The 26,039-nt window shown below is 37.1% G+C and carries 13 protein-coding genes; 5 read left to right on the top strand and 8 right to left on the bottom strand.

Annotated features, from left to right (window positions below):
- Nucleotides 1-17: 17 nt before the first annotated feature.
- The gene (locus MUB18_RS10205; RefSeq protein WP_248755829.1) at nt 18-1,019 is read right to left on the bottom strand and encodes a DUF1080 domain-containing protein; all 1,002 of its coding nucleotides are present in this window, start codon (nt 1,017-1,019) and stop codon (nt 18-20) included.
- A 277-nt stretch (nt 1,020-1,296) separates the two neighbouring features.
- On the opposite strand from MUB18_RS10205, the gene MUB18_RS10200 reads away from it, so the two are divergent.
- Nucleotides 1,297-2,442, top strand: a complete 1,146-nt coding sequence (locus MUB18_RS10200; RefSeq protein WP_248755828.1) for a calcium:proton antiporter — start codon at nt 1,297-1,299, stop codon at nt 2,440-2,442.
- A 92-nt stretch (nt 2,443-2,534) separates the two neighbouring features.
- On the opposite strand, the gene MUB18_RS10195 is transcribed toward MUB18_RS10200, so the two are convergent.
- The 3 genes from MUB18_RS10195 to MUB18_RS10185 are packed head-to-tail and all read right to left on the bottom strand — an operon-like array spanning nt 2,535 to nt 9,742.
- Entirely contained in the window at nt 2,535-5,003 is a 2,469-nt protein-coding gene (locus tag MUB18_RS10195; RefSeq protein ID WP_248755827.1) for a phosphocholine-specific phospholipase C, read from the bottom strand.
- The gene (locus MUB18_RS10190) at nt 5,003-6,502 is read right to left on the bottom strand and encodes a SusD/RagB family nutrient-binding outer membrane lipoprotein (RefSeq protein WP_248755826.1); all 1,500 of its coding nucleotides are present in this window, start codon (nt 6,500-6,502) and stop codon (nt 5,003-5,005) included. The genes MUB18_RS10195 and MUB18_RS10190 overlap by 1 nt, the downstream gene beginning before the upstream one ends.
- Before the next feature lie 12 nt (nt 6,503-6,514).
- Entirely contained in the window at nt 6,515-9,742 is a 3,228-nt protein-coding gene (locus tag MUB18_RS10185) for a SusC/RagA family TonB-linked outer membrane protein (protein ID WP_248755825.1), read from the bottom strand.
- 223 nt (nt 9,743-9,965) lie between these two features.
- Between MUB18_RS10185 and MUB18_RS10180 the strand changes: the two genes are divergently transcribed.
- The 4 genes from MUB18_RS10180 (at nt 9,966) to MUB18_RS10165 (ending at nt 18,639) form a co-directional block, all read left to right on the top strand.
- On the top strand, nt 9,966-11,360 hold the full coding sequence (locus tag MUB18_RS10180; RefSeq protein ID WP_248755824.1) for an aminopeptidase P family protein: 1,395 nt from the start codon (nt 9,966-9,968) through the stop codon (nt 11,358-11,360).
- A gap of 16 nt (nt 11,361-11,376) precedes the next feature.
- Nucleotides 11,377-13,545, top strand: coding sequence for a S9 family peptidase (locus tag MUB18_RS10175; protein WP_248755823.1), 2,169 nt, complete (start codon nt 11,377-11,379; stop codon nt 13,543-13,545).
- A 355-nt stretch (nt 13,546-13,900) separates the two neighbouring features.
- Entirely contained in the window at nt 13,901-17,083 is a 3,183-nt protein-coding gene (locus MUB18_RS10170; protein ID WP_248755822.1) for a SusC/RagA family TonB-linked outer membrane protein, read from the top strand.
- Nucleotides 17,084-17,088: 5 nt separating this feature from the next.
- Complete coding sequence (locus MUB18_RS10165; protein WP_248755821.1) at nt 17,089-18,639, top strand: SusD/RagB family nutrient-binding outer membrane lipoprotein; 1,551 nt, start codon at nt 17,089-17,091, stop codon at nt 18,637-18,639.
- 138 nt (nt 18,640-18,777) lie between these two features.
- On the opposite strand, the gene MUB18_RS10160 is transcribed toward MUB18_RS10165, so the two are convergent.
- The 4 genes from MUB18_RS10160 to MUB18_RS10145 all read right to left on the bottom strand — a co-directional run bounded on the left by MUB18_RS10160 (nt 18,778) and on the right by MUB18_RS10145 (nt 25,715).
- Nucleotides 18,778-19,911: a cytochrome-c peroxidase gene (locus MUB18_RS10160; protein ID WP_248755820.1), complete on the bottom strand. Its 1,134-nt coding sequence runs from the start codon at nt 19,909-19,911 to the stop codon at nt 18,778-18,780.
- 64 nt (nt 19,912-19,975) lie between these two features.
- The gene (locus MUB18_RS10155) at nt 19,976-21,532 is read right to left on the bottom strand and encodes a DUF6850 family outer membrane beta-barrel protein (protein WP_248755819.1); all 1,557 of its coding nucleotides are present in this window, start codon (nt 21,530-21,532) and stop codon (nt 19,976-19,978) included.
- A 62-nt stretch (nt 21,533-21,594) separates the two neighbouring features.
- Entirely contained in the window at nt 21,595-22,911 is a 1,317-nt protein-coding gene (locus tag MUB18_RS10150) for a DUF4876 domain-containing protein (protein WP_248755818.1), read from the bottom strand.
- 11 nt (nt 22,912-22,922) lie between these two features.
- Nucleotides 22,923-25,715: a TonB-dependent receptor gene (locus tag MUB18_RS10145; RefSeq protein ID WP_248755817.1), complete on the bottom strand. Its 2,793-nt coding sequence runs from the start codon at nt 25,713-25,715 to the stop codon at nt 22,923-22,925.
- Between the last annotated feature and the right edge of the window lie 324 nt (nt 25,716-26,039).

The raw sequence follows: 26,039 nt of genomic DNA, 5'->3' as shown, positions 1-26,039 counted from the left end.
GAGGCTTTTAATTTTTTTTATTTCTTAGCCGGTATAATCTTTATTTTTCTAAATTCTACCGGAGCATGATCTCCCTGTAAATATATAGGTCCTGGTTCGCCCTCTTTACTGTCCAATGCGCCCCCTGTAATACCTGGAATTTCTTGATTACTTATGACAGTCTTACCATTTGCGACAATAGTTACCAATCTTCCGACCAATGTAACTTCATATTTCTGCCACTGATCCGGTCCTAAAGTAGCCATTTCATTTGGAGCTAAAAAACCATAGATACCGCCAAAATAAAGACTTCCAGGATGCTGATCCTTAGGACTATCTTCTATTTGCAATTCATATCGCCCTCTCAGATAGATACCCGAATTTCCCCCTGATGTATAACGAAATTCTGCTTCCAGTTTAAAATCTTCAAATTTTTGATCCGTTACCAGATTAGCTCCCGCCTTTGCATTCGTCAAGACACCATCTTTCACTGACCAATTATTCTCTCCACCAATGGTTTTCCAACCTGTCAGATCCTGACCATTAAAAAGCTCAATAGCCTCTCCCCATTGAACAGTTCCTGTACGATTTAAATAGGGTGCTTTTTCACCTGTAAAGTTATAGCTAACACCTTTATTAGTCGTCACAGTACCTTTAATACCTGTAGCTGTTAATTCGCCTGCAATCACAAAGTCCCCTTCGCCACCTTCCCATTGTGGTGGTATAGCAAATGAAAATTTTCCATCCTCCAGTTTGACATGTGAAACTGGACGAGCGCTGCCACTATCGCCAACATAACTCCCCACTAAGGTATTAAATCCAGATAGTTTTACTTCAATCCATGATGGTACGACCTTTCCATCTTTGTCCACATTTAAATCCCAACGACCGATCAAATCTTTTGCTCTTTCTGGCACGACTTGTTTAGCTGGATTATGTTCTACTTCGGGTTCTTTTTTTTGATCTGTCGTTTGACATGAACTTACACTTGCTCCCAATAAGCAAAAGAGAACACTATATTTTAAACGATTTGTTAACATAGTTTTAAAGAATTGTGACAATGGTTTAGATTTATTATGATAATTATCAAAACGAATATACTAAAAATATCAAGTAATGAGTCGAGTAGCTAGGAATCAAAACAAAAAAATTACGAACACATCCTTGAAAAATAATAAGATGAAGTTCTGATACAATAGAAATTGCGCTTTGCACATAAAACAAATAATTCCGCTATTTATAGTTTTTATCAAATGTTAAAATTAATCCCATTTTTAGTAAAGATATTTGTATCAGTAATTTATATACCGCAGCAATATGAAAATAATACTGAATACAAAAACAATTATCCGACTACTCATCATATGGATTATTGTCATTGGACTGATGCTCTTTGATCAACAGATTTTTAGGACAACATTTTCTCCAATAGCAGCATTTACTATATTCATAGTTCTTTTAGCTACGATTTTGACCGCCTCATTTGGCGTAGTAAAAGAAGCTGATGAGCTTGCGCATAAGTTAGGTGAACCTTTCGGTACTCTTATCCTTACGCTCTCTATTGTAACGATTGAAGTCGTATTGATTGCTGCTGTTATGCTTGGTCCAGCAGAATCTCCGACAATCGGAAAAGATTCAATCTTTTCAGTCATGATGATTATCATGAATCTGGTGGTAGGACTCTGCATATTACTTGGAAGTGCTCAATACAAAGAACAGGAATATAACGCTCAAGGGACATTGTCATATTTTTCAATGATCGTAATACTTGGAGCTACTTCACTCTTACTCCCTAACTTTATACAAGGAGCAGGCAATGGTTCATATACTACTTTACAAGCGATATTTATATCAACTATAACTATACTCGTGTACATGGCATTCCTTTATTATCAATTAAAAGATTACAGCCATTTATATGTACAGCCTGAAAAAGGAAAGCTTGAAATTGCGTATCCCAAACAGGATCAAAATCCTATACATGATGATAGCTACAAATCTCAAAGCAAAAAAGAAATCTGGATTCGATCAGCTCTTCTTATTTTAATGATTTTACCAATAGTATTACTTTCGCATCAAATGGCTGTGGTGGTTGATTACGGAATAGCTACAGCAAAACTTCCAGTAGCATTAGGAGGAATACTTATTGCTATCATTGTATTTACCCCAGAATCTATTACTGCCATCAAAGCGGCAATCAACAATGAATTCCAAAGAAGTATCAATCTATGCCATGGCGCCTTTGTTTCGACCGTTGGATTGACAGTTCCTGCAGTTCTACTCATCGGGCTTTTAAAAGGAAAGTTGGTTTTATTTGGTTTAACTGGCACAGAGACAATTTTATTCACAATGACGCTCTTACTAAGCTTGATCAGCTTCTTAGGTAAGAGAACAACACCTATTTTAGGTATCATTCATTTAGCCCTATTCGCCATCTATATGATGCTTGTTTTTAATCCATAAAAAATAGGTTCCGTTCAAAAAATTGAACGGAACCTATATTGATTTACGCTATATACCCTACTATGTGTCCCTACAACATATATTCATACGCGCTACGAGCGATTAACAACATTTCCCATTAAGGGATCGGTTTTACTTGGCTTCCCATTTTCAATATGTCCTGCAAATACAAATAATAACTCAGGGTCTTCTTTACAAGTTACCTCCAGATCATACCAGCCATGGCTTGGGGTGAAGTCAAGTATTTTCGAATTTAAAAACGATTGCCCTATAGCAAAGGATTCAAAGCTGCCATACGATCTATCTCTGATTAAATAAGTATAATAATTATTAAGCTGTTTCAATTCCAAAGCTATTGCATCCTTTTTTTGATACTGTCTAACCACAATCGCATGCGGCCTTTCTTTATGTAACTTAAACATGCGGTAAAAGCCGTTAGGTCCATGCAGCTCCATTTCGACATGATTGTCTTTCAATTGATCCATATTCCAGACATATTTTAACGGTTCATCTTCTTTGACCGCAAAATTCCAAACCTGACCGACCCCCAACGATCCATAATTCATATGTCCTCTTACTTGAAAAGGAACTCCGATTTTCTTCTTCGATTTAACAGGAACTGTAGTCTCAAAAGTAATTTCAAAACCATTATTGTCCAACTTGGCGTTGACATCCAATGCATAAGGCAATGCGCATGCAGGCTTGATACCTTTCTCTTGAATAACTTTAATGGAATTGAATATACCATTTTCACGAATTTGCTCCAATTCAGAAGAATGCACCTGAACAAAATCTGTTGGCAATTTCTTTGATCGTGCTGTATATACACGCGCTACATATTCATCTCGATTGACAGTAAGTAAAGAATCATGAGAAGTATCACTCGCCTGACGAAATACAGACGTTAGATCACCACAGATCATTCTTCTCCATGAAGAAATATTTGTTTCTTTGATAAGTTTTCCAGTTTTTTTCTTTAGAAATTGTTCTAAAAACTGTAAACAAGATGTATGGTCGAAAACTTCCGAATTTACCCATCCACCTTTAGTCCAAGGTGAAGCAATTACTAACGGAACCCGAAATCCTAATCCTATTGGACTCTCCAGCTCAGAATCCATTTTCCCTGTTCTTTTACGCTCCTGTTCTTTAGTGACGTACTCATCAGCCGTATGAATACCTACGGCAGTCTTACCTGACTCTTTATTCCCTTCCATTGGCGGGACAAATGGTGAAATATGATCAAAATATCCGTCATTTTCATCATATGTCAAAATAAAGATTGTTTTTTTCCAGACCTCAGGATCCTTTGTCAAAATATCCAATGCTTCTGAAACATACCAGGCTCCATACCAAGGAGATCCAGGATGATCAGAGAAACGACATGGAGCTACCAACCACGATACAGTAGGTAATTTCTTTTCTTTGACATCTTTACGAAATTGATAAAATACATCTCCTGCAGGAACATCAACTTCCTGCTTGCCTTGACCATCATCATAGACCAATTTTTCTACCCGATGATAATCAGGATCTCCCACATTAGTTACAAAAGCTTTTTTATGAATCGCCTGATGTAGCTCTGATAACTTTGCGAAATTATCTTTTGAAAAACGCTGTAAATCTTGTTTTAGATCCTCGATGTGCTTCTTTAGCTTGAATTCTTCAACTGTATCTTTTAAATCGATTACCTCTTTTTCCAACTGGTTCAATTTATATTCCATCCAAGTACGGTGTGCAGGATGATAACGTACACCGTATTGTTTGTGAAATTCCAGATTATTATCGGTAAAGTTAGCTAACCAATCCTCTTCCTCTCCTTCAAATCCTACGGGGATACTCAGTTCATTTTGATATACTTTCCACGATACTCCAGATTCCTCCAAGCGTTCTGGATAAGATTTCCAACTCACATCTTTGTAATTGATCTGTCCATTATCCACATGGGCAGTTGATTCTGGATCACGTGGATTTTCACGAACTGTTCCTGTCCAAAAATAGGACCGATTAGCACTTGTCCCTGTCAAGGAAGAGCAGAAATGCTGATCGCAGACCGTAAAAGCATCTGCAAATGCATAATAGAACGGTAAATCTGCCCGGTTGTAATAGCCCATCGTAAGTGGCATAGCTTTATAATCTTTAATACCTGAACTTTTAGCTTCCAGCCAATTGTCCATCCGACCACCATTACGAGCTGCAACCATATCTCGCCAACCATGTGGCAATGAACCCATCCAAGTAGATTTACTATTAACAATATCCAAATGAAAAGGAGCAAAATATTCTCCTTTTTTATTTCCCTGTACCCACACAGGAAGACCATTAGGTAATTTTAGTGCTCGAGGGTCATTAAAACCACGCACCCCTTTAAGAGTACCAAAGCAATGATCAAATGAGCGGTTCTCTTGCATCAAAAAGACAATATGCTCCGCATCCATATAGGTTGATCCCGATGGTGCTTCAATTGCTAATGCGCGTTGAATTGATTCAGGTAACCAATTAACGACTGCTGTAGCGCCAGCCAATGCTGACGCTTTTTTTATAAATTGTCTTCGAGATTCCATTATTTCAACCACCAAGTCTGTAAGTTTATATTATCATTGCCTGAAAACTGACGTTTTATCGCTTCAGAGACTTGCACCGTATTATTATTGTATTCATCCTGAGGATACATCCAACGATAAGCTATCTTTACGTTATCGGCTTTAAGTAAGCTTGGATAACCTGTTCTTAAATGATCAAAATAGGCGGTATAGCCTCCTTGATGAAAAGAACGTAAGTACTTTTGCATTAGGATACGTTCCAGCTTTTCTTCCGAATTATTTGCGTTATCCAAATTAACCAATTTTTGTGACAAATAACTCTCTACACGAGTTGCATCAACATAAGCATTTAAATTTTTGGCATAATTCTCATAAAATTTAAAAGATGCCTTGATGCCATTCACATAACATTCTTTATCATTCCCTGTAATCCATCCTCTTACTATTGCCTCAGCAATGATAAATTGTAACTCCGAATATCCCATTAAAACCAGAGGTTCGGCAGTTGGATCTTTATAAAAGCGCTCGTGTACCTTAGACAATTTGCCTTTTACAGCTTTTTCATTGACGTCAGCATAAGGTACAATTGGATCACCTCCTTCGTAAGAACTAAAATCATCTAGTGCCTTACCAGCTTCTTTTCCTAAACGTGTTTGCGTAGCTAAAACAAATAAGCGTGGATCTTTATGAGCCTGCAATCGCTGGATAAATGTGGAGTCCATGTACATACCCGATCCATAACCGCTAGAATTGAATTCAGGATACCGATTGCCTTCTTGATTTAAAAAAATTAGCTGTCCATCATCAGATCCTGCGGCATTGGTGATCAAAGTCTCTCCATTATAAATCTTTGCAAACTCAGATTTGATATCTACAGGAAAGTCAGCACTTTTACGGGATAGGGTAAGTAAAACTTTCAATCGAAATGAATTGATCAGCTTGCGCCATTTTTCAGAATTTCCTGCATAAATAATATCTCCATTAATGGGGTTATTATTTGACTTTAATAAATTATTAGCTTCGTCCAATTCTTTCAAAATTCCAACAAAAACCTCTTTTTGAGTATCATACTTTGGGATGTATAAAGAACCATTTTCTCCTTTTGTCGCTTCCGAATACGGAATATCACCAAAAGTCAAAGTTAAATTATAGAAATAATAAGCCCTGAAAAATTTAGCTAAAGCAATGTAATTAGTCGTCCCAATCTTTTCAGCTTCTTCAATCATCTTGGTGACGTTACGCAGAAAACCATACTGCTCAAAACTTCCCCTCTGCCAGTTATAGATTTGATTAGCATTTTCACCATCAGTCTGCACAATCATTTTTAATGCATATAAAGGAGAAGTACCATGCCAAGTACGAAAAGCATCCCATTCCACCTTGGTCAACAATGCCTGCGGATGAGTGATCAATGCTTCGTTAGGATTATTATTAACATCTGTCAATTTTTCGCATGACTGTAATCCTGCTCCTGCAAACAGAACCAACGCAAATATTATATGTTTGAAAACAAGTTTCATATTATGAATCGTTTAAAATTTAAAATCAAGAGATAAACCAATATATCGTGTAGATGGATCTTGCAGATTACCGTCATTTCCTACTCCAAAATCAGGATCTAGGTAGGGTACTTTTTTCCACATAGCTAAGTTGTAACCAAATACAGAAGCATCTAAAGCTTTCAGATGTTTTAATTTGAATATTTTGTTGACATCATAACCAACAGATACTCTACGGAGTTTAACAAATGAACGATCAAATACATTGGCAAAGAGTTTATTTTCTGCTTCTGTGACACGGGCTTGATATGGGTAGTTTTGACTCCAAGCCTGCCAATCAACAGCCCGAGTATTTTGGGCGTAGGTACGCGTATCAGAAGTAATATTACCATTGACATCTCTGGTCAGTTCACCACCTGTGACGATTACGCCTTCAGGTACATAAATAGGTTTTCCAGCATCATATTCTTCTTGTCTATACAGTACAGAAGAAGGATGTTTCCCTCCCCACCACATCTTTTCGATTGTAGTCGAATTCATGACTCCTCCAATAGATCCATCGACATCTATATTCACCGTAAAATTCTTGACCTTAAACCTATTAGCAAAACCAAATTGCCAATCGGGTTGAAAATATCCTAAATATTGCGGAAATGGATTACGGATTGGCATACCTGTATTGGCATTAAGAACCAATTGTCCATCGGCCGACTTCTCCCAGACAGTTGCATAATAACTATCGGCACGATCACCCTTTTTTAAGTTCCCCATTTTAGGTTGGTCATTGTATATCTCCTCCAATCTCCTTACTGCTCTCGACCAATTAACAGTTGAAGTCCACGAAAACTGTTGCTGTTTTACAATATTACCTGTCAGAGAAATCTCTAATCCTTTTGTACGGTACTTATTGCCATTAACTTTACGTGAGGTAAAAGCTGTAGCTTGTGATATACTTAGATCAATGATTTGGTTTTTATCGACAACGTCATAATAAGTTACATCTGCTGACAATCTATTTTTAAATAATGAAAATGCCGCACCAACTTCTAAAGAATTAGATTGTTGTGGTAATATATTAGGATTTACAATACCGGCAGGATAAGTCACAGAAGGTGTTGAACCGTATGTCACATCTTTTTTATAGGTAGCTAAAATGCTGTACGGATCTAAATCTGATGAAACTGATGCCCATGAACTGTATAATTTAATAAAATCAATTTGTTCCGGTAGTTTAAAGTAGTCAGACACTACAGAACTTAACGATACCGAAGGATAGAAAAAAGATTGATTCTGTTTAGAAAAAGTAGATGACCAGTCATTACGTCCTGAAAGATTAAGATAAGTTGATTTAAATAAATTCAAATTTACCGTCGCATAGGCACTACGAACTACTTTTTCATTAAATAAACTTTCAGCTTTGGCAGGTCCTTGCGTATTTCCTAAACTATAAATAAATGGAACCACCAATCCGTCTGTCGTTTGGTACAATTGTCGATATGTCTTTTTAAAAGTTGAAGCCCCTGCATTTAAGGTCAGTGCAAACTGATCTGAGAACTCCTTATTGTAAGTGGCCAAAACATCAGCATCAAAATTTAACTGGTTGCTATCCCAATTTTTATAATCACCATTTCTTGAATCACCGTAGTTCATATAAGACTTAGGACTCTGCATATCCTGAAAAACATTTTTTTGTCTAGCTGAAGCACGGCCCTTTAATGTGAAATCGGGCGTCACGCGCCAAGTTAATGCTGTCTGACCTTGCAATACGTCTTGATCATATACTTGATTAAGTTCGTAAGCTGCAAAATAAGGATTATTATACCATGCATAATTGTAATTTGCTTGACGATACCCTTCCTGCCCAGGAATATAGTGATGTTCATTGAGTTCCTTGCCATTGACATCATTTCCCATCCACAATAAGATGGTATACATATGGTTTTTAGGACCATAGTTATACCGAGGATAATTAGGTGATTTTACTTTATTATAAGATAGATTCAAATCCAGCTGCACTTCTGGTCTAAAGCGAAAAGAGGTGTTTAAATTCAGACCTCCCGTTGTCAGTTTTGTATTCGGCACCTGCCCTTTTTGAAAAGCATATTTTCCAGAACCAAATATGCTCACCTTTTCAGAACGGTAAGATACGGTCGCATTATTTTCTGTAATCAGACCTGTTCCTAAGAAATCTTCCAAATTATTGTGCGACACCCAATCTGTTGGTACTCTTTCATAACGTGACTTATCATCGTATTTCGTACCTTTCACGTCACCCCACCATGGTGTCACTTCACCTGTCACCTTATCCCGGATCGGACTGTTCCATTGCGGAACTTTAAGTCCTGCATTGAGCTTTGGACCCCATGTCATATCACCATCAGAAATACCTCCATCCGCTCCATCCCAAAATTCGTATTTACCATTTGATCCACTTCCAAATTCCTTTTGTGATTCAGGAAAAACGGTAAATCCTGCAGAAAACATATTGGTGGTACCAAAAGAAAACTCTAAACCTTCATTCTTAGCACTTTTTGTAGTAATTAATATAGCACCATCCTTACCTCTTAATCCGTAAAGTGACGAGGCAGCTGTACCTTTCAACACGTTGATGTTTTCAATATTTTGACTCGGTATATCAAAGAAATCTGTCTCTACCGGAATACCATCGACGACGATCAATGGATTTTTACCACGCAATTGAAACGAAGGAGCTTGGAAGATACCAGTCGGATTATTCACAATTAAACCTGAAACTTGACCCGTCAGGGCTGTACCGATGTTCATCGTTTTCGACTCCTTTAGGACATCCACTTTCACCTCTTGAGTTGCATATCCAATTTGCTTTTTTTGCTGTTTGATACCAATAGCTGTTACCACTACTTCATCCAATTTAGATGCATCCTTTTCTAGAACTATATCTAGACTAGTGTTTCCTGCCTCTACAAACTGAGTTTTATAACCCAGAGAAGAAATCCGAAGTCGATCACCAGTTTTCCCTTTAATAGCAAAATTTCCATTAAACTCTGTTCTAGTACTTTGTTTATTCGTTTCGTTGACGATAGTACCCCCATCTACTGGATTACCTTGTTGGTCACGGAGCACTCCTTTAATGAGTTCCTGATCTATAACAGTTCCCATGTACGTATGAGAAGCAATTTTGTTTGCCCAAACCATTTCTGTCTGCATCGCATATAAAAGTGCTGCACAGAGTGTCATTTGGGTACTTTTCTTAATTAAATTTAATGAGTATGGTTTCATCATGCTGAGCGATTTGGCGCAAAGTAATGACATGCATATTAACGAATAATGAAATCTGTATTAAGTTTAAAAGAGTAAACTAAAAACAACAATGTCTTAACATTGCAACCTCTTATTAACATTTTAGAACCGTAAAGTAACATATTAAAAAAAATAGCGCTTACGTATGTTTTTGTTCAAGTGTATTTTCATAGATTTATACTTAAATACAAAAAGATTCCCAATCATGTTTGAAAAAGATATATACATCAAAAGAAGAAATGAACTTAGTTCTAAATTTACATCCGGGCTACTTCTGCTTTTAGGAAATATTGAAAATCCAATTAATTTTGAGCACAACACCTACCCTTTCCGTCAAGACAGTAGCTTTTTATACTACATCGGGATTAAAAGTCCAAAGCTAGCTGCAGTTTTAGATATTCAAGCGGGTGAGACGGTATTGTTTGGTGATGAAATGACTATAGATGACATCGTATGGATGGGACAACAACAGACTTTAAGGGAAAAAGCACAATGGGTAGGAATCGCATCAGTTCGTCCTTTTCATGAGCTCCAACCGTATTTGGAAAAAGTGGTTAAAAATAATAATCAGGTACATTACCTACCTCCTTATCAAGCGCACAACAAGTTATTGCTGCAGCACTTATTAGGCTTATCTATTGACAAGATCAAACCATCGGTCGACATGATACAAGCCGTCGTAACACAGCGCAATATAAAAGCAGCGGAAGAGATCGCAGAATTAGAAAAAGCGGTGGACGTAGCTGTTGAGATGCATCGTCTAGCTATTAAAATGACTAGACCAGGTATGCACGAATATGAGATAAGCAATGCCATTCAACATCTCGCACAAAATAGACAAATGTCATTCTCATATCCTCCCATTGTGACCAAACATGGAGAGATATTACACAATCATATCCAATATCATAAAATTAAAGCTGGTGATATACTACTTAATGATTCTGGTGTCGAAACTGCTCTAGGATATGCGTCAGATTTAACACGATCATTTCCTGTAGGAAAACGATTTAACCCGCTACAAGAAGAATTATATGCTATTGTTTTAAATGCCTTTAAAACTGCTGAAGCAGCATTAAAGCCCGGGGTTGCTTTTAAAAACATCCATTTAAAAGCCTGCGAAGCACTTGCTGAAGGATTAATCCAGATTGGTTTCATGAAAGGAAACGCGCAAGATGCCGTCGCGGCACATGCCCATGCTTTATTCTTCCAATGTGGTTTAGGTCATATGCTAGGACTAGATGTACACGATATGGAAGATCTTGGCGAACAATATGTGGGATACACCGCAGACGAGCCAAAAGACACCAAAACCTTTGGCATAAAATCTTTACGATTAGGAAAAAAATTAGAGGCAGGTAACGTATTAACAGTAGAACCCGGCATCTATATCATCCCCGAACTTACTCAAATGTGGGCACAGCAAAATTTACATCACGAATTTATTAATTACGATCTGCTCAATAAGCACCTTGACTTTGGAGGTATCCGCATAGAAGATAATTATGTCATCCAAGATTCGGGATATCATCGTCTTGGAAAATATTTGGAACGAGAAATCGATGAAATATATGCATTAAAAGATTTAGGTACAGACTAAAAAATCAAAATAAGAAATGAAAAAACTACGTATTATATTCTTTTTCACCCTATTGTGTTATATCCCAAACTTGCTCCTGGCGCAGCGACTTTGGACTGAAGATGGTGGTCATTATTATGAATTTTCTGACAATGGAATCGAGATTGTCAACCCAATAAATGCACAACGCACGATTTTTTTACCAAGTGCAGCACTCGTACCCAAGGGTCAATCGGCTGCATTAAAAATAAGTGATTTCTCCATTTCACCAGATAAAGAGCATATTTTACTTTATACCAATAGCAAAAGGGTATGGCGTGAAGAAACCAGAGGAGATTATTGGGTTTATCAAAAAAAGACAAATCAATTGACCCAACTTGGAAAAACATTCCCTCCTTCTCAACTCATGTTTGCAAAATTCAATCCTCAGGGGACAAAAGTGGCTTATGTTAATAAATCCAATCACAATATTTATATTGAAGATCTTGCAACTGGAACCATAAAACAAATCACAAAAGATGGAACAGACCGCATCATTAATGGAACATTTGACTGGGTGTATGAAGAAGAGTTTGGATGCAAAGATGGTTTTCGTTGGTCTCCGGACGGAAATGCGATTGCCTACTGGAAATTGGATGCTAGTACGATACGCAACTTTTTAATGATCAACAATACCGACAGCATCTATTCTTATACGATACCTATCGAATACCCAAAAGTCGGGCAATCACCTAGTGCATGCTCTATATGGACTTACCAATTAACAACAGATGCGACGACATCTGTACAAGTTCCTGGAGATGCTATTCAACACTACATTCCTCGTATGGAATGGAGTTTGGATAGCAAACAAATAATATTGCAGCAACTTAATCGCAAACAAAACGAAAGTAAAATTTACTTAGTCGATGTCGCAACTAATACCCCTAAGAATATTTATACTGAAACTAGTGATTCGTGGATAGATATCAAATCACGATGGAATAATAATGACCCATCAGGTTGGGATTGGATTCAAAATGGCAAAGCTTTTATATGGGTTTCGGAAAAAGATGGCTGGCGTAAAATATATCAAATTGACCTCATGGGCAATGAAAAATTGATTACAAAGGCAGACTACGATATCATCAATCTAAAGTTAATGGATACCAAAGGGGAAACGATCTACTTTAGTGCATCGCCTACTAATGCCACACAAAACTACCTATATTCAGTTTCCACTAAAGGTGGTACACCAAAAAGATTAACTCCAGCAGGATATGCAGGCACTTGTGAATATGATATCGCTAAGAATGGGAAAATAGCCATATTCGATTTTAATAACCACAAAGAATATAAAAGAAATGCGGTAATCGAGTTGCCCAATCACAAGACATTGGTCGATTTTAATGAGTCTTTAATTAAAAAATCTGAAAATGGTATCGCTGAATTTTTTAAAATAACGACGATCGATCATATAGAATTAGATGGTTGGATGGTCAAACCACTTGATTTTGATCCAAATAAAAAATACCCTGTTGTATTTATGGTATATGGTGAACCAGCATCTCAAACTGTCCTTGATAACTTTGGTGCTGGTATGAATCATTTATATCAAGGAAGTATGGCTAAAGATGGGTATATCTATATATCCCTAGAAAACCGAGGTACACCTGCGCCAAAAGGCAGTCAATGGCGAAAAAGCATCTATCGTAAGATTGGGCAGCTCAATATTAGAGATCAAGCAATGGGCGCCAAAGAAATTCTAAAGTGGCCGTATGTCGATAATTCACGCGTCGCAGTATGGGGCTGGAGCGGCGGTGGATCTAGCACGCTAAACCTTCTGGGGCAGTATCCTGATATTTACAAGACAGGAATAGCTATTGCGGCTGTAGCAGATCAGTTGTTATATGACAATGTTTATCAAGAAAGATATATGGGATTACCTCAAGAGAATTTAGCAGACTTTCAAAATGGTTCACCTTTAAAATATGCAAAAAACATCAAGGGTAATTTACTTTATATCCACGGCACTGGAGACGACAATGTCCATTATCAAAATGCCGAAGTTCTCATCAATGAGTTAGTTAAAAACAACGTACAGTTTCAATTGATGTCCTATCCAAACAGAAGTCATTCTATTAATGAAGGAGCTGGAACAGCTCTACATTTAAAAACTTTGTTTACCAACTATTTAAAACAGCACTGTCCTCCAGGTGCGAGATAAGACACATAATTCTAAAATAAAAATATTCCAAAAAGTAGATATCTGTAGATATCTACTTTTTTTAAAGTCGTGTATAAGCATGAATAAGTTTAGATACTTATACCCAACACATTTACAAAATGCCATTTAAAAGTAAATAAGACACTTTTTAACATTTTTTTAACAAAAAATCATAAAACAAAGACTACTTATCAGGTGGATTTTATATATTTGCACCATTAACAATAAATAATGACAAAATATGCTACCTATATGTATATAAAACGAATGCTCCTAGGAGGTATTTAAGATTAATTATATACAAATATCTCCGACAACAAAACTACCTCACTTCATATATTACAATCTTATTAACATGACAAAACATACAACAAATTTTGTCGTAGCAGCCGCGCTTTGCCTCAGCTCAAGCACACTATACGCACAATCTACCATAAAAGGAAAAGTAATTGACGAGCACAATACTGCAATTCAAGGTGCTACGATTACCGATATTAATAGTAAAAAGCAAATTCAAACAGATGTAAATGGTCTATTTGAATTTCCCTCAAATCAAAATACGGTTACACTACAAGTACAATACATTGGATTTGAAACTAAAACGATTCAAGCAAACATTTCAGGTTTAAATACGATACAGTTAACACCTACCAGTTCACAACTTAATGAAGTTGTCGTTACTGCATTGGGAATATCGAGAGAAAAGAAATCATTAGGATATGCCGTACAGGAAGTAAAAGGGACTGAATTGCAAACTCGCCCGACGAATGCACTTAGCGCCTTATCAGGTAAAGTCGCTGGGCTTCAAGTGACCACATCAGGTGGCAACATGGGTGGTTCCTCACATGTTTTATTACGTGGAATCAATTCTATTTCAGGTAATAATCAGCCCCTATATGTTATAGATGGTACGCCTATCGACAATACGGATCTTAATTCAAGTTCAACCATTAATGGAAGTGCCGGTAAAGATGTCGGTAATATGATTCAGGATATTAACCCTGATGATATTGAAAATATTTCTGTCCTTAAAGGTCCATCAGCTGCTGCATTGTATGGATCTAGAGCAGCTAACGGTGTAATTTTAATCACTACGAAGCGTGCCTCAAAAGGTGAAAAGGTTGATATTTCGGTGAACACAGGTCTAGATTTTGAAAATATCACGCGCTTACCAAAACGTCAGCATCTTTACGGTCAAGGATATTCTACTAGTTTTCAAACTCAGAACATCAATGGAAAGGATTATAAAATTGTTGATTATGCTTCCGATGAAAGTTGGGGTCCTAAACTAGATGGCACCCCTGTATTGCAATGGTATAATCTCAATCCAGAGGATGAAGTAAATTATTTGAATCCATCACCTTGGTTGTATCCAAAAAATGATGTGAGCTACTTTTTCAAAACAGGGATTGCTAATACCAATAATTTTGCTATTGCTGGCAGTACAGGTAATACAAACTATCGTTTTTCTTACACGAATAAAAACGTCACGGGCACAGTACCAAATTCCAGCTTAGGAAGAAATACGTTTAACTTTTCTGGAGGTACACAATTAGGTAAAATTAAAGTTACTTCTAACTTTAATTATATCCGTAATTCTTCTGTTGGTCGTCCTTGGACAGGAGCATCAAATAGAAATATCATATTAGAAGCCTTCCAATGGGGTGCTGTACAAGTCGACTATAAAATACTTGAAAACTACAAACGTGCAGATGGCACACCACTAGCATGGAACCGCACAGGCTGGCAAAATACAACTGCAGCCGAAGCGACTCGTTTTATCGATAATCCGTATTGGTCTGCATATGAATCTTACATGGAAGACAGTAGAGATCGCTTTTATGGAAACATTGGCCTACAATATGATGTTAACAATTGGTTATCCGTAGGGGCTAAAGTACATGGCGATATTTATTCATTCCAATCTCAAGACCGTATTGCGGTATATTCTAGAAGCACTTCTCAATACGAAGAAATGAGTAATAAATTGAATGAATATAATTACGAATTTTTAGCTACTGCAAAAAAGAATTGGGATAAATTTTCCCTAATTGCTAATGTAGGTGCCAATCTACGTGATCAACAACGTAAAAATGATTACGCCATTACACAAGGAGGATTAATTCTTCCTAACTATTATAATTTAAAAAATGCTTCAGCAGTTAAAATAGATAATTTTAAATATCATCGCCGTATAGCTTCTATTTATGGGAGTTTCTCACTAGGTTATAATGATCTTTTATACTTGGATGGAACTATTCGCAATGACTGGTCATCCACTCTTCCTGTAGAAAATAATTCCTTTATTTACCCATCGCTGACTGGTAGTTTTGTATTTTCACAATTACCAGCATTTAAGCAATTGGATTGGTTGAGCTTTGGTAAATTACGTCTTGGTTGGGCACAAGTTGGTAATGATACAGATCCATATCAACTCTATAAAGTTTATGATGCAGAGCAAGCATTCGAAGGAACCCCAGGTTACAGTTTACCAAATACAAAACCAAATGCGTCTCTCAAACCTGAGATCACAAGCTCTTGGGAAACAGGTTTAAATCTACAATTTTTTAAAAACAGATTAGGACTAGATGTTACTTACTATAACAACAACTCTAGAAATCAAATACTTGCAGTACCTGTTTCATCCTCTTTTGGGTATGCCAACAAAATATTTAATGCAGGAAAGATCAATAATAAAGGTATTGAAGTCGTATTAAATGGAACGCCTATTAAAACCGAAAATTTCTCTTGGGATGCAACCATCAATTGGGCAAAAAACAAAAACAAAGTAATTAAATTGGATGAACAAGTCAATACTTTAAGTTTAAGCAATACCCTAGTCGAGCTTGTCGCACGTGAAGGTCAGTCTTACGGTCAATTTTTGGGTTATGATTTTGTTTATACTCCAGATGGAGAACGTGTTGTTCAAGAAGATGGTACTTTTATGAAAACTTCTCAATTGGTGCCATTAGGTTCTATATTAGCTAACTATACATTTGGCTTTCAAAACAGCTTCCGCTACAAAAGATTCAATTTAGGATTTTTAGTTGCAGGACGTGTGGGTGGAAAGTTCTTCTCACAAACCTATAAAGTCGGAATGTACTCCGGTATTTTGGATAAAACTGCAGCCAATAATATCCGTGAGACAGGTATAACATTAGACGGTGTTAAAGCAAATGTTGCCTTTAACAGCGACGGGACTTATGAAGTAACGAATATTCGTGAAAACACTACGAACATTACAGCACAACAATGGGCACGTAATGAATACAATGGTCCTACAGCTTTCTCTATTTTCGATGCTACTTTCATTAAATTGAGAGAAGTAACGCTAGGATACAACTTCCCTATTACAAATAGTAAACTGATTAAAAATGTCGGGGTTAATATCTATGGCAGAAACCTGTGGAATATTTATACCAAGAGCAAATACATTGATCCTGAGTTTACTTCAAGTGGAGGCAATGTACAGGGTATAGAAGGAGGTAATATCCCTACACCTGTGACTTATGGTTTTAATGTTAATCTTAAATTCTAGAAAAAATGACACACACACATATATTATATACAACTCTTATCGGCCTGAGTCTATTCGCTACAAGCTCTTGTTCGAAATCAACGTTGAGCGATATCAATACAGATCCTAATCGCCCTGCTTTGGTAACCACACCAACATTATTGATTACAGCAGAAAAGCAATTAGTCAATGCTCTGAGAAGTGAAGATATCAGCTTAAGAGGAGCACAACTTTTTACACAGTACTTTAGTCAAAATATTTACACAGATCAATCCAGATATCAAGTTCCAACAAGTTATTCAGATAATTATTGGACCGCTACGTACAAGGCTTTAAATAATCTGAATGAAATCATCAAGTTAAATTCAGCTGAAAGCACAAAAGCATTAGCATCAGCAGGAACTGCGGGAACCAACGCCAATCAAATTGCGATTGCACGTATCTTAAAATCATACGCATTTCACTCTCTAACAGATGTTTTTGGCAATATTCCTTACCAATCATATGGTAATACAGACCCCGACTTTGAAGCTCTACAACAGGATCCCGACAATTTAACGCCTAAATATGCAAGTCAAGAGAAAATTTATAAAGATATCCTGAATGAGCTGCAACAGGCTGCAGATACATTAATCAAATATCAAGGAGAAAAAACATTTGGCACATCTGATGTTATTTACAAAGGCGAAAACGGTAAGTGGGCGAAATTTGCCAATTCCCTTCGTTTACGTATAGCAAATCGCATCAAGACCAAAGATGCATCTTTAGCAACATCACATATCACTGATGCCGTTAAAAAAGGTGTATTTACCTCCAATAGTGACAATGCTGTATTTAAATATTCTAAAACTTCTCCAAATGAAGCACCATTATACCGGGCAACAGTTACAGCAAATCGCAAAGATTTTGCTATTTCCAATGTTATCGTAGAAGCTCTGCAGGGTAAAAGAGGCCCTTTTACTACAGCAGATCCAAGATTAGCTAAATACGCAAAACCAACGTCCGAAAACAGTAGTTATTTTGGGCAACCTTATGGACTACCATTAGCTGCTGGTAACTTATTCCCGATAGACAAAGTCTCTTTACCTGGAGATATTATCAATGCGGCTGACTATGCCGAGGTATTACTGGAATATGCTGAAGTAGCCTTCTTATTATCCGAAAATAACAATTGGGATCAAACTCAGTATATCAATGGCACACGTGCATCTTTAGAGAAATGGGGGGTAGCAGCAACAGACATTACAGCTTATCTAGATCAGCTGCCTGCAGCCAACAAAGAGCGTGTCCTATCGCAAAAATACTTGGCACTCTTTAACCAGAGCATCGAGTCTTGGTCAGAAGTGAGACGTACAGGATATCCACTATACTTGATCAAAAAAGGAGATGTGGTATGGAGTGGCACCATAGATGGAAAAACAGTAACTTACACCTTCAATCCTGAAGTCGGAAATGCTGTCCCTAGTCGTTTGGTATATCCAATAAAAGAACAGAGTACCAACAAAGCCAACTATCAAGCTGCACTAGCACAGCAAGGCGATGATGTCATCACGAATAAATTATGGTGGAACAAATAGTAGATTCTGATTGTACCGATCACTATCCGTACAAAAATAAGTACGCAAAAAAGCAACAAATATTTTAACACAAAAAAACCATTCTCGTTGAGAATGGTTTTTTTGTACCCTTACAATCGAAGAGCTAATGTCAAAACTTTATCGTGGCAGACTATCCGGACGATTCATCCGATACTTAGATGCTGTTATAGCCTGCAAAAAAGACTGAATATCTCCAATCTCATCCTTCGTTAAATTCAACTTCTTCATCAACGGATCTGTCACTGGATAGAGCGGATCGTTGGCCTTCTGTTCTGGTGTAGCCGTATTCATTTGCATGCCACTGTTATACATATTCAATAAACCCGTGATATTATCAAATAGACCATTGTGCATCCATGGGTCAGTATTCATCACATCCCTTAGCGACGGAGTTCTAAATTTACCAACATCTGCAGGGTCTTTCGTCACCTCATAACGTCCCAAATCTTCATACTTCCTTTTGTAATAGGTCAAACCAATATTATGGAAACTATCATCCGTCAAGAATTGACCATTATGGCAATTCATACATCTCGCTTTAGTACGAAAAAGATGCAGTCCACGCACCTCCTGTTGGGAGAGCATTTTATAGTTACCATCCAAAAACTCATCAAAGCGACTTCTTTTACTCGTTAACGTACGCTGAAAACTTCCAAGAGCTTTTAGAACTTCAGGCATTGAATAATCTTCATCACCAAAAGCTTCAACAAACAATTTTGTATATGCAGGAATAGCCTTCAGTTTAGGAATCAGCTTCCTCAGATCCATATCCATTTCATGATGCGCTTCAATAGGTGCCAGCGCCTGCTCCTCCAACGACTTGGCACGTCCATCCCAAAAAAGATCTTTACGAGCATATACGTTTAATAAAGAAGGTGTATTACGGGTTCCCACAAGATGGTCATTCCCTACTGAGACCGTCAAATGATCAGCCCATGAAGTTTGGGGATTATGGCAACTGCTGCAAGAGATCTGATTGCTCCCTGATAAAATAGGATCAAAAAACAATAGTTTTCCCAATTTCACATCCGGTCTTTCCATCAAAGAAAAATAACTGGTATCGAGCCTAGGTAAAGATTTGAACTCTTTCCAGTTTACCCCACTATCAATCGTCGGTTTCGGCCATTCAGACACCGGACGACGATAGAGCCCGTCAATTTCTTCATCAATTGCTCGTTGCTGTCCCTTCATGGATAGCAAACTTACCATTCCCAATATACCAGCAAAAATTACAGTTTTCTTCTTCATCATGATCTAAAGCCAAAATTAAGGCATTCACTACTATTGTCCAATTTATTCTATCAAAGATTTGTTATTAAAACAAATAAGAAACACCCAATTTGGCCATGTACCAATCCTTTCCTATGCCATCTGCAACATTGAAGTCAATCGGAACCAGCTCGCCACGCCTTTGATAGTCTACCTGAAACTGTACAGAAAAATGATTACGAGGTCGTTGGCTCATCCATACCCAAGCTGTACTCCAAATATTGCTTGATGCAGTCTCATATAAATAATCCTGATAAAGTACCTGTTTTGCAAAATTAGCCGAATTCAGCACGGGCGCCTCAAGCTCATGTTGCGGAGACCATTTTCTTTGATAACCCAATTTTCCCAATAGATTAAATTGATCTGTTATTTTAAAAGTACGGTATAAAGTGATACCCGACTGCAATTGTGTTAAATCCATTAGATTATCGGTGGCCCCATCCTTTTTTTTCATATTTGACCAACTTAAATTTCCTGCTAGTTGAACTGAAGCAAGATTATATTGACCTTTCAGCATAGCTTGATCTTTTTGATATACATAATTATTGGCCATATAGCTATAATTAAAATCATCCCCACTTTCCGTCTTCGCCATGATCAGCCATTTCATTGAACGGCGATCATCAAACTGACTAGACCAAAGTATCTCCATTTCACCGATATCTTTGCTATAATCATTTAGCAGCTGATAGGTTTGTACCGAATTGTCATTTTTTCTAAACGATTGCTTCTCGTTTAGAAATCGAGCATTAAAATATATCTTATTTGCGATATTAGGCATTAGCAATATATGAAACCCCGCCCCATAATGATCTATTACATCAAAGTAATTGATTTGCTTCAATTGCTCTTCAGCATTCCCAAAACCGTTCATTACCCAGTTCACGTATAGAGGATCATCAGTATTGGTAGTATACTTATCATTTTTATAACCTACCTCCGCACGTTCTGAACCATAACCCCAAATACCGCTGATATGGTATGATAATTTCGGTAGATTGTGACCTACTGTCATTTCAAACTGCAGGTTCATATCATTGAGATTTCCTCTGGGATCATTATTGGAGTAATGAGAACCTAGACGATAATCAACTGCAAGGGAAATCGGCAGACGATTATCAAAAAAAGCCCGCTGTACACCAGCATCTAATTTATAAGTCTCCCGATTGTACTTATTTTTACGTAGCGACCCAAAATAAAACGGCGCATCTACATTCCATCTTGTTTGATGACGCATCGCTGTGCTATCTTCAGAGCTTCGATCGTAAGAAAACCGTCCCCAAAAATCGGTATTCTTCCATTGCGTTTTTCCTTCTGTATAAACACCAAATTGATTTGCTTTATCAGCACCTTGAGCAGGCTGAAATTCTCCTTTATTAAACGCTTGAGAAATACCTAATATTGACGCTTTATTTTTTGTTTCATTAGGTAACCAGACCCGATTTCGAACCGCCATATCATGCATCATGACATATTCTGGTTGATACCAGTAGGCTTCTGCTGTAACTGAATCTAATACAGATTCAGGCTGTGATTGGGCATAGCTTACAGACACAGTCATAAACAGTCCCGTTAATATCACAATTTGTTTTATATCTATCATTTAAACAGCTCTTTTTTAACATTAGATTTCTAAGATTTAGAAATCTAGACATCTTTTTTTATCTAATTTGCAAAACCAAAAGGATTAGCCTTGATGAACACAAAATCTTCCGTAGAATTATTGGTATCCTTTAACTTGATTACACCATTATTATTTTCCTCTGTTTTACGAATCACAGCCTGTGAAGAGTAAGCTCCCAAAGGGACAAAACTAAACCCAGCATCTTGAGAAGGCCCTAGCTTCTTAGGTAAACGTGAGCTCGCTGTGTTCGGTTGGATTTCTAACGCGTCCATGATCCAACTGACAGGCAATTGTCTATAGGTTTTCTCAGAAGCAGCTGGTGGTTTTAAAGAAGGTACTACGTAATTTTTTAATGCCAACACTTCTTCTCGACTGGACCGCTTAAAGATCACATATCCATCCCGCCCAGGATTATCTAAAATCCAGTCATTTGCCACATAATCCAATACCTCCACATTCGGTACATCTAGATTATTGATATCGGAAGCAAATGGTTTTTTCCCCGGTATATCTCCAAAATAAGTTTCAAAAGTAGCTTTGCTTAAATCCACTGTCAATTCAGGATCTCTGATGGGTGTTTCCACACCATTATTGCCAACAAATGGCACTTTATGGTTCAGGGCATTCTGTGCGATCACAATACTTTTTCCAGGATCTATGGGATAAGTCTGGCCATCACCCGGAATCATAAATAAATCTCTTAAATAAACATAGTCGGTATTAGCCTCATTTCCCATAGTCATATTTTCAGACTTACTCCAATCTAACTGTCCATTAGGCTGATAGTGTTCTTTATCTGTTGTGATCGACTGTCTTCCATAAATACGACCAAAGTATAGACTGTCGGCATATAGAATCCGATCCGTATTGTTCTGGATCTCAAAAAATTGATCACGATATAATGCCCCATTTTTTTGATCTGACCCTGCATAATATACCTGCTTGATGACAAAATCTCCTACAGTACCAGCAACCAGTTCCAGAGCCAAGGTAGTTGATCGGATGAGGTTATATTTTTTAAAAGAAACATTGAAAGTCACATCTTCGGCGGTTTCAAGACCAGTTACTTGAGTATATTGCTCTTTGGAGATTGTAATTGAAGCATCAATATCATAATTTCCCGGTTTTAGATTCTCAATACTTACAGCGGCATCTTGAGGAGAATAAGTACTTCTCACTTTTGTTGACAGATTGGTTACAGTAACCTTTGCTGTATTCAGCTCCAATTTTCCATTTAGTTCCTCCGAAGCGTAGCTCAGATTCAAATTCAAATCTACAGGCTCCATCTTTGGAATACGGTCTCGCTGACAAGAAAAAATCAAAAGACATATTATTGGAATAAAGTAACGTATTTTCATGATTAATGATGTTAAAATTTATAAGTCAATTGCGCTCCATAGTTCGGTGACGAGTTTGGTGCCATGACAGATGTAGCTCCGACTTTATAAAATCGTGGCTGATAATCCAAGAAATTATAAACATTGAAAGACAAATAAATATTCTTACCGATCTCCTTTGCCATATTCAGATTAAAATTCCAGTACACAAAGTTTTTATCTTGATTGGCAAGATCAGCTTCTTTCTTGCGACCATCAAAAAGTTCCTGATGTATCTTATCTTCTAGATTAAAATTACTGATCGTGTGATAATTATAATCACGTGTATAGTACCCTACTGGTATTAAATCATCATAAGAAACTTTAGAATAATTCAATAATTCACAATCCGCACTCAATTCAATAATTAAGCGCAAAGCAGGAATATGTGTTGAACTGCGCAATTGTGCCCTGCTCAAGTAAGATGTGGTCGATCGAGAAGGAAATAGTCCCAACACCACATCATCCATCGCTGTTTTGCCCTCATTAAAGTCCATTTCACTAGGAGATTTAGAAGACGAATTTGACATGGTAAACCCCGCAGTAGCAGAAAAAATAGTCATGATAGGTGAAATTCGCGGCATCGAATACATGATCTCTGTTCCGAAATTGGATATTGTAATATCATTACTAAAATATAAATTCGAAAAAAGATAATTGCGTCTACCTGATTCTACAGCAATAGGTTTTTGTCCAGCTACCGTAGCAGCAGTATAAGTCGGTAAAGTAATCATGCTACGTTCATTTACCGTATTGATCACACGGCTATTTCTCTTATAAAAGAAGTTTGTACGCAGACTATGACCATTCTTATTCCAAGATATGGAAGATTCCAAAGTTTGCCCCAAACTACTTTTGAGATCTTTACTATCTTTTTCATAGCGACGTAAATAGATTAAAGCTAAACTTTCACTTTCTTTTCCATTGTACGCATTTAGTAAGATAGTTTCATTAAATACAGGTCCTGGATAGAGCTGTGCGATCCCCGGAGATTTGAATGCCAAACCATATGCTAATCCAAAGTTCACCGTTTCTGACAACATATAATTAATATTAGTACGAGGAGAAAAAGATGCATGGCCATTCATGATATCTAAACGCATACCTGCACGCACAGCGATGTCCCGTCCAAACAATTTACTGCGCATCGCATCTTCGGCATAAATACCGATATTATGTAAAGCATGAATCAAAGAAAAATCATAATATCTTTCTGACCGAGCACCCAGATCCTTCTTCGGCATAGATGGATCAGCAATACGACCCAGTCCACGATTGATGTCATAACTATAATTAGCACCAAAATTGATCCGATGAAGAACATTACCCGTAATCGCTGCAGCATTAGCTTCTAATCGACCATTTAGATTAAGTGGTCGGTTATCAACTTGATCATAGGCTATATACTGACCAGATGCATATTGCCCTTCAACAATTCCAGTTTTTAAAGAATCCGTATAGAGGACCACAGCGTCATTATAGTAATGTGCACGATTGGTCTGCTGTATAGAAGAACTTATACCAGCATTGAAATTAATATTTTTAACAAAAGCCCCATCTACTCGATATGATGTACGGCTGGCAGCATTCCATGACCACGATCCAAAAGATATAGCGGCTTCCGTCGGATCATCAGGATCGACATTCACACGATCGATGACTTTATTGTATGTACCTGAGAAAGTTTGTTTCAGTCGATTTTCTTGTCCGTAAAAATTTGTCCAGATCATACTTCCTGAGATCCGATCATACTGCTTCAACTTGTCTCTATTATCGGCATATGATTTAACATAACCAAGATCCATATTGAGCATACCGAGTTTTTTTCCAAGAGAAGTACCTTTGGATAAGCCATAAGAAGTTGCATTACTACGTACCTGTACACGAAAAGAAGTAGGTGTTATACCAGCCTGACGTTCTATAATCACAGCACCATTCGATATATCACCATATCGTGCAGGAGCCACACCAGATATGACCTCCACCCGTTCAATATTTTCAATTGGGATTTGACGAAGGTCAATACCTCCAAATACATTTTCACCTGAGTAAGATATATTTGACTTACTTCCTGTTAATCCGTAATCGGAAGGTCTAATATGATTCGTTGCATTCCCCATTCCGAAAATTCCTGGGTTACGGCCTTGCATATTTCCGTTATTGCTCAGAGCCATATCGTCCATAATGATTGCCACACCGAAAGCATTATTGAGCTCATTTACATTACGGACTCCAGCAGTAGTACCCTGAAAAGCACCTCGCAGTGACAAATTTTGCATTTCTTGTACAGAAGGAGCTGAGTTTTTACGGTTCGGAAGACGATTTAATAAGTCATTTAAACTCAGGGCAGGATATCGTTCTATCATTTCCCTATCAAAGACCATCGATGAGTTACTCAATTTACCCGCAGTTGCTTGTACAGCAACTTCATCTAGGGCCAAGCTGATATCATGAAGTATAAAATTTTGATTTTTTATAGGAGCGTCCAATAGTATTTTTACTTCCTGACCTTTTTTTCCGATATAGGATACCGATAGAACTAGATCTTTAAGTGTAAGATTATTTGGAAGTTTGATATTATATACGCCTTCACGATCAGTCAATACCGACAACTCTTGTTGATCTATACGAATACTAGCACCAGATAGTGGTTGCTTTTTGGTATCCAATACTTTTCCTTTTATCCAAGCAGTTTGAGCCTGTACATGAATAATTGCAATTAAAAGTAACCATGTAAGTGAAAAACACTTATATATATTCCCGAAAGAAAACGCAGATAAACGCACAATTATTTAAATTAGTTCTAAATAATGCAAATATAAAGCAAAAACATGCAATAATTCAAATCTATTTTTAATTAATCTAAATAATATACCTAGATGAAAAAAGCTTAAAATATTGATTCGATTTCACACCATTATACGACCTATGGTTTGAAATACCAGAAATAAACAGGTGATAAATAATTCATATACAATGATTGAAAATAAATGTAAGAAGGAGAAAATACAGGTTTATATAAGTCTGAAGGCATCTTAGTACACAATTTTATTTAATGACTTTGAGATGTCACAAATAAAAAGTAAAAATCACAATTTTGTCCTAACACT

It is taken from the genome of Sphingobacterium sp. PCS056 (assembly GCF_023273895.1).
In the GTDB taxonomy this organism is placed as follows: Bacteria; Bacteroidota; Bacteroidia; order Sphingobacteriales; family Sphingobacteriaceae; genus Sphingobacterium.
The sequence above is the reverse complement of the archived record's forward strand: the minus strand, read 5'-3'. Positions and strand labels throughout refer to the sequence as shown.

Excerpts from the sequence above, each read along its gene's own strand:
- MUB18_RS10205 (WP_248755829.1), bottom strand. The coding sequence starts at position 1,019 with ATGTTAACAAATCGTTTAAAATATAGTGTTCTCTTTTGCTTATTGGGA.
- MUB18_RS10200 (WP_248755828.1), top strand. The coding sequence starts at position 1,297 with ATGAAAATAATACTGAATACAAAAACAATTATCCGACTACTCATCATA.
- MUB18_RS10195 (WP_248755827.1), bottom strand. The coding sequence starts at position 5,003 with ATGGAATCTCGAAGACAATTTATAAAAAAAGCGTCAGCATTGGCTGGC.
- MUB18_RS10190 (WP_248755826.1), bottom strand. The coding sequence starts at position 6,502 with ATGAAACTTGTTTTCAAACATATAATATTTGCGTTGGTTCTGTTTGCA.
- MUB18_RS10185 (WP_248755825.1), bottom strand. The coding sequence starts at position 9,742 with ATGATGAAACCATACTCATTAAATTTAATTAAGAAAAGTACCCAAATG.
- MUB18_RS10180 (WP_248755824.1), top strand. The coding sequence starts at position 9,966 with ATGTTTGAAAAAGATATATACATCAAAAGAAGAAATGAACTTAGTTCT.
- MUB18_RS10175 (WP_248755823.1), top strand. The coding sequence starts at position 11,377 with ATGAAAAAACTACGTATTATATTCTTTTTCACCCTATTGTGTTATATC.
- MUB18_RS10170 (WP_248755822.1), top strand. The coding sequence starts at position 13,901 with ATGACAAAACATACAACAAATTTTGTCGTAGCAGCCGCGCTTTGCCTC.
- MUB18_RS10165 (WP_248755821.1), top strand. The coding sequence starts at position 17,089 with ATGACACACACACATATATTATATACAACTCTTATCGGCCTGAGTCTA.
- MUB18_RS10160 (WP_248755820.1), bottom strand. The coding sequence starts at position 19,911 with ATGATGAAGAAGAAAACTGTAATTTTTGCTGGTATATTGGGAATGGTA.
- MUB18_RS10155 (WP_248755819.1), bottom strand. The coding sequence starts at position 21,532 with ATGATAGATATAAAACAAATTGTGATATTAACGGGACTGTTTATGACT.
- MUB18_RS10150 (WP_248755818.1), bottom strand. The coding sequence starts at position 22,911 with ATGAAAATACGTTACTTTATTCCAATAATATGTCTTTTGATTTTTTCT.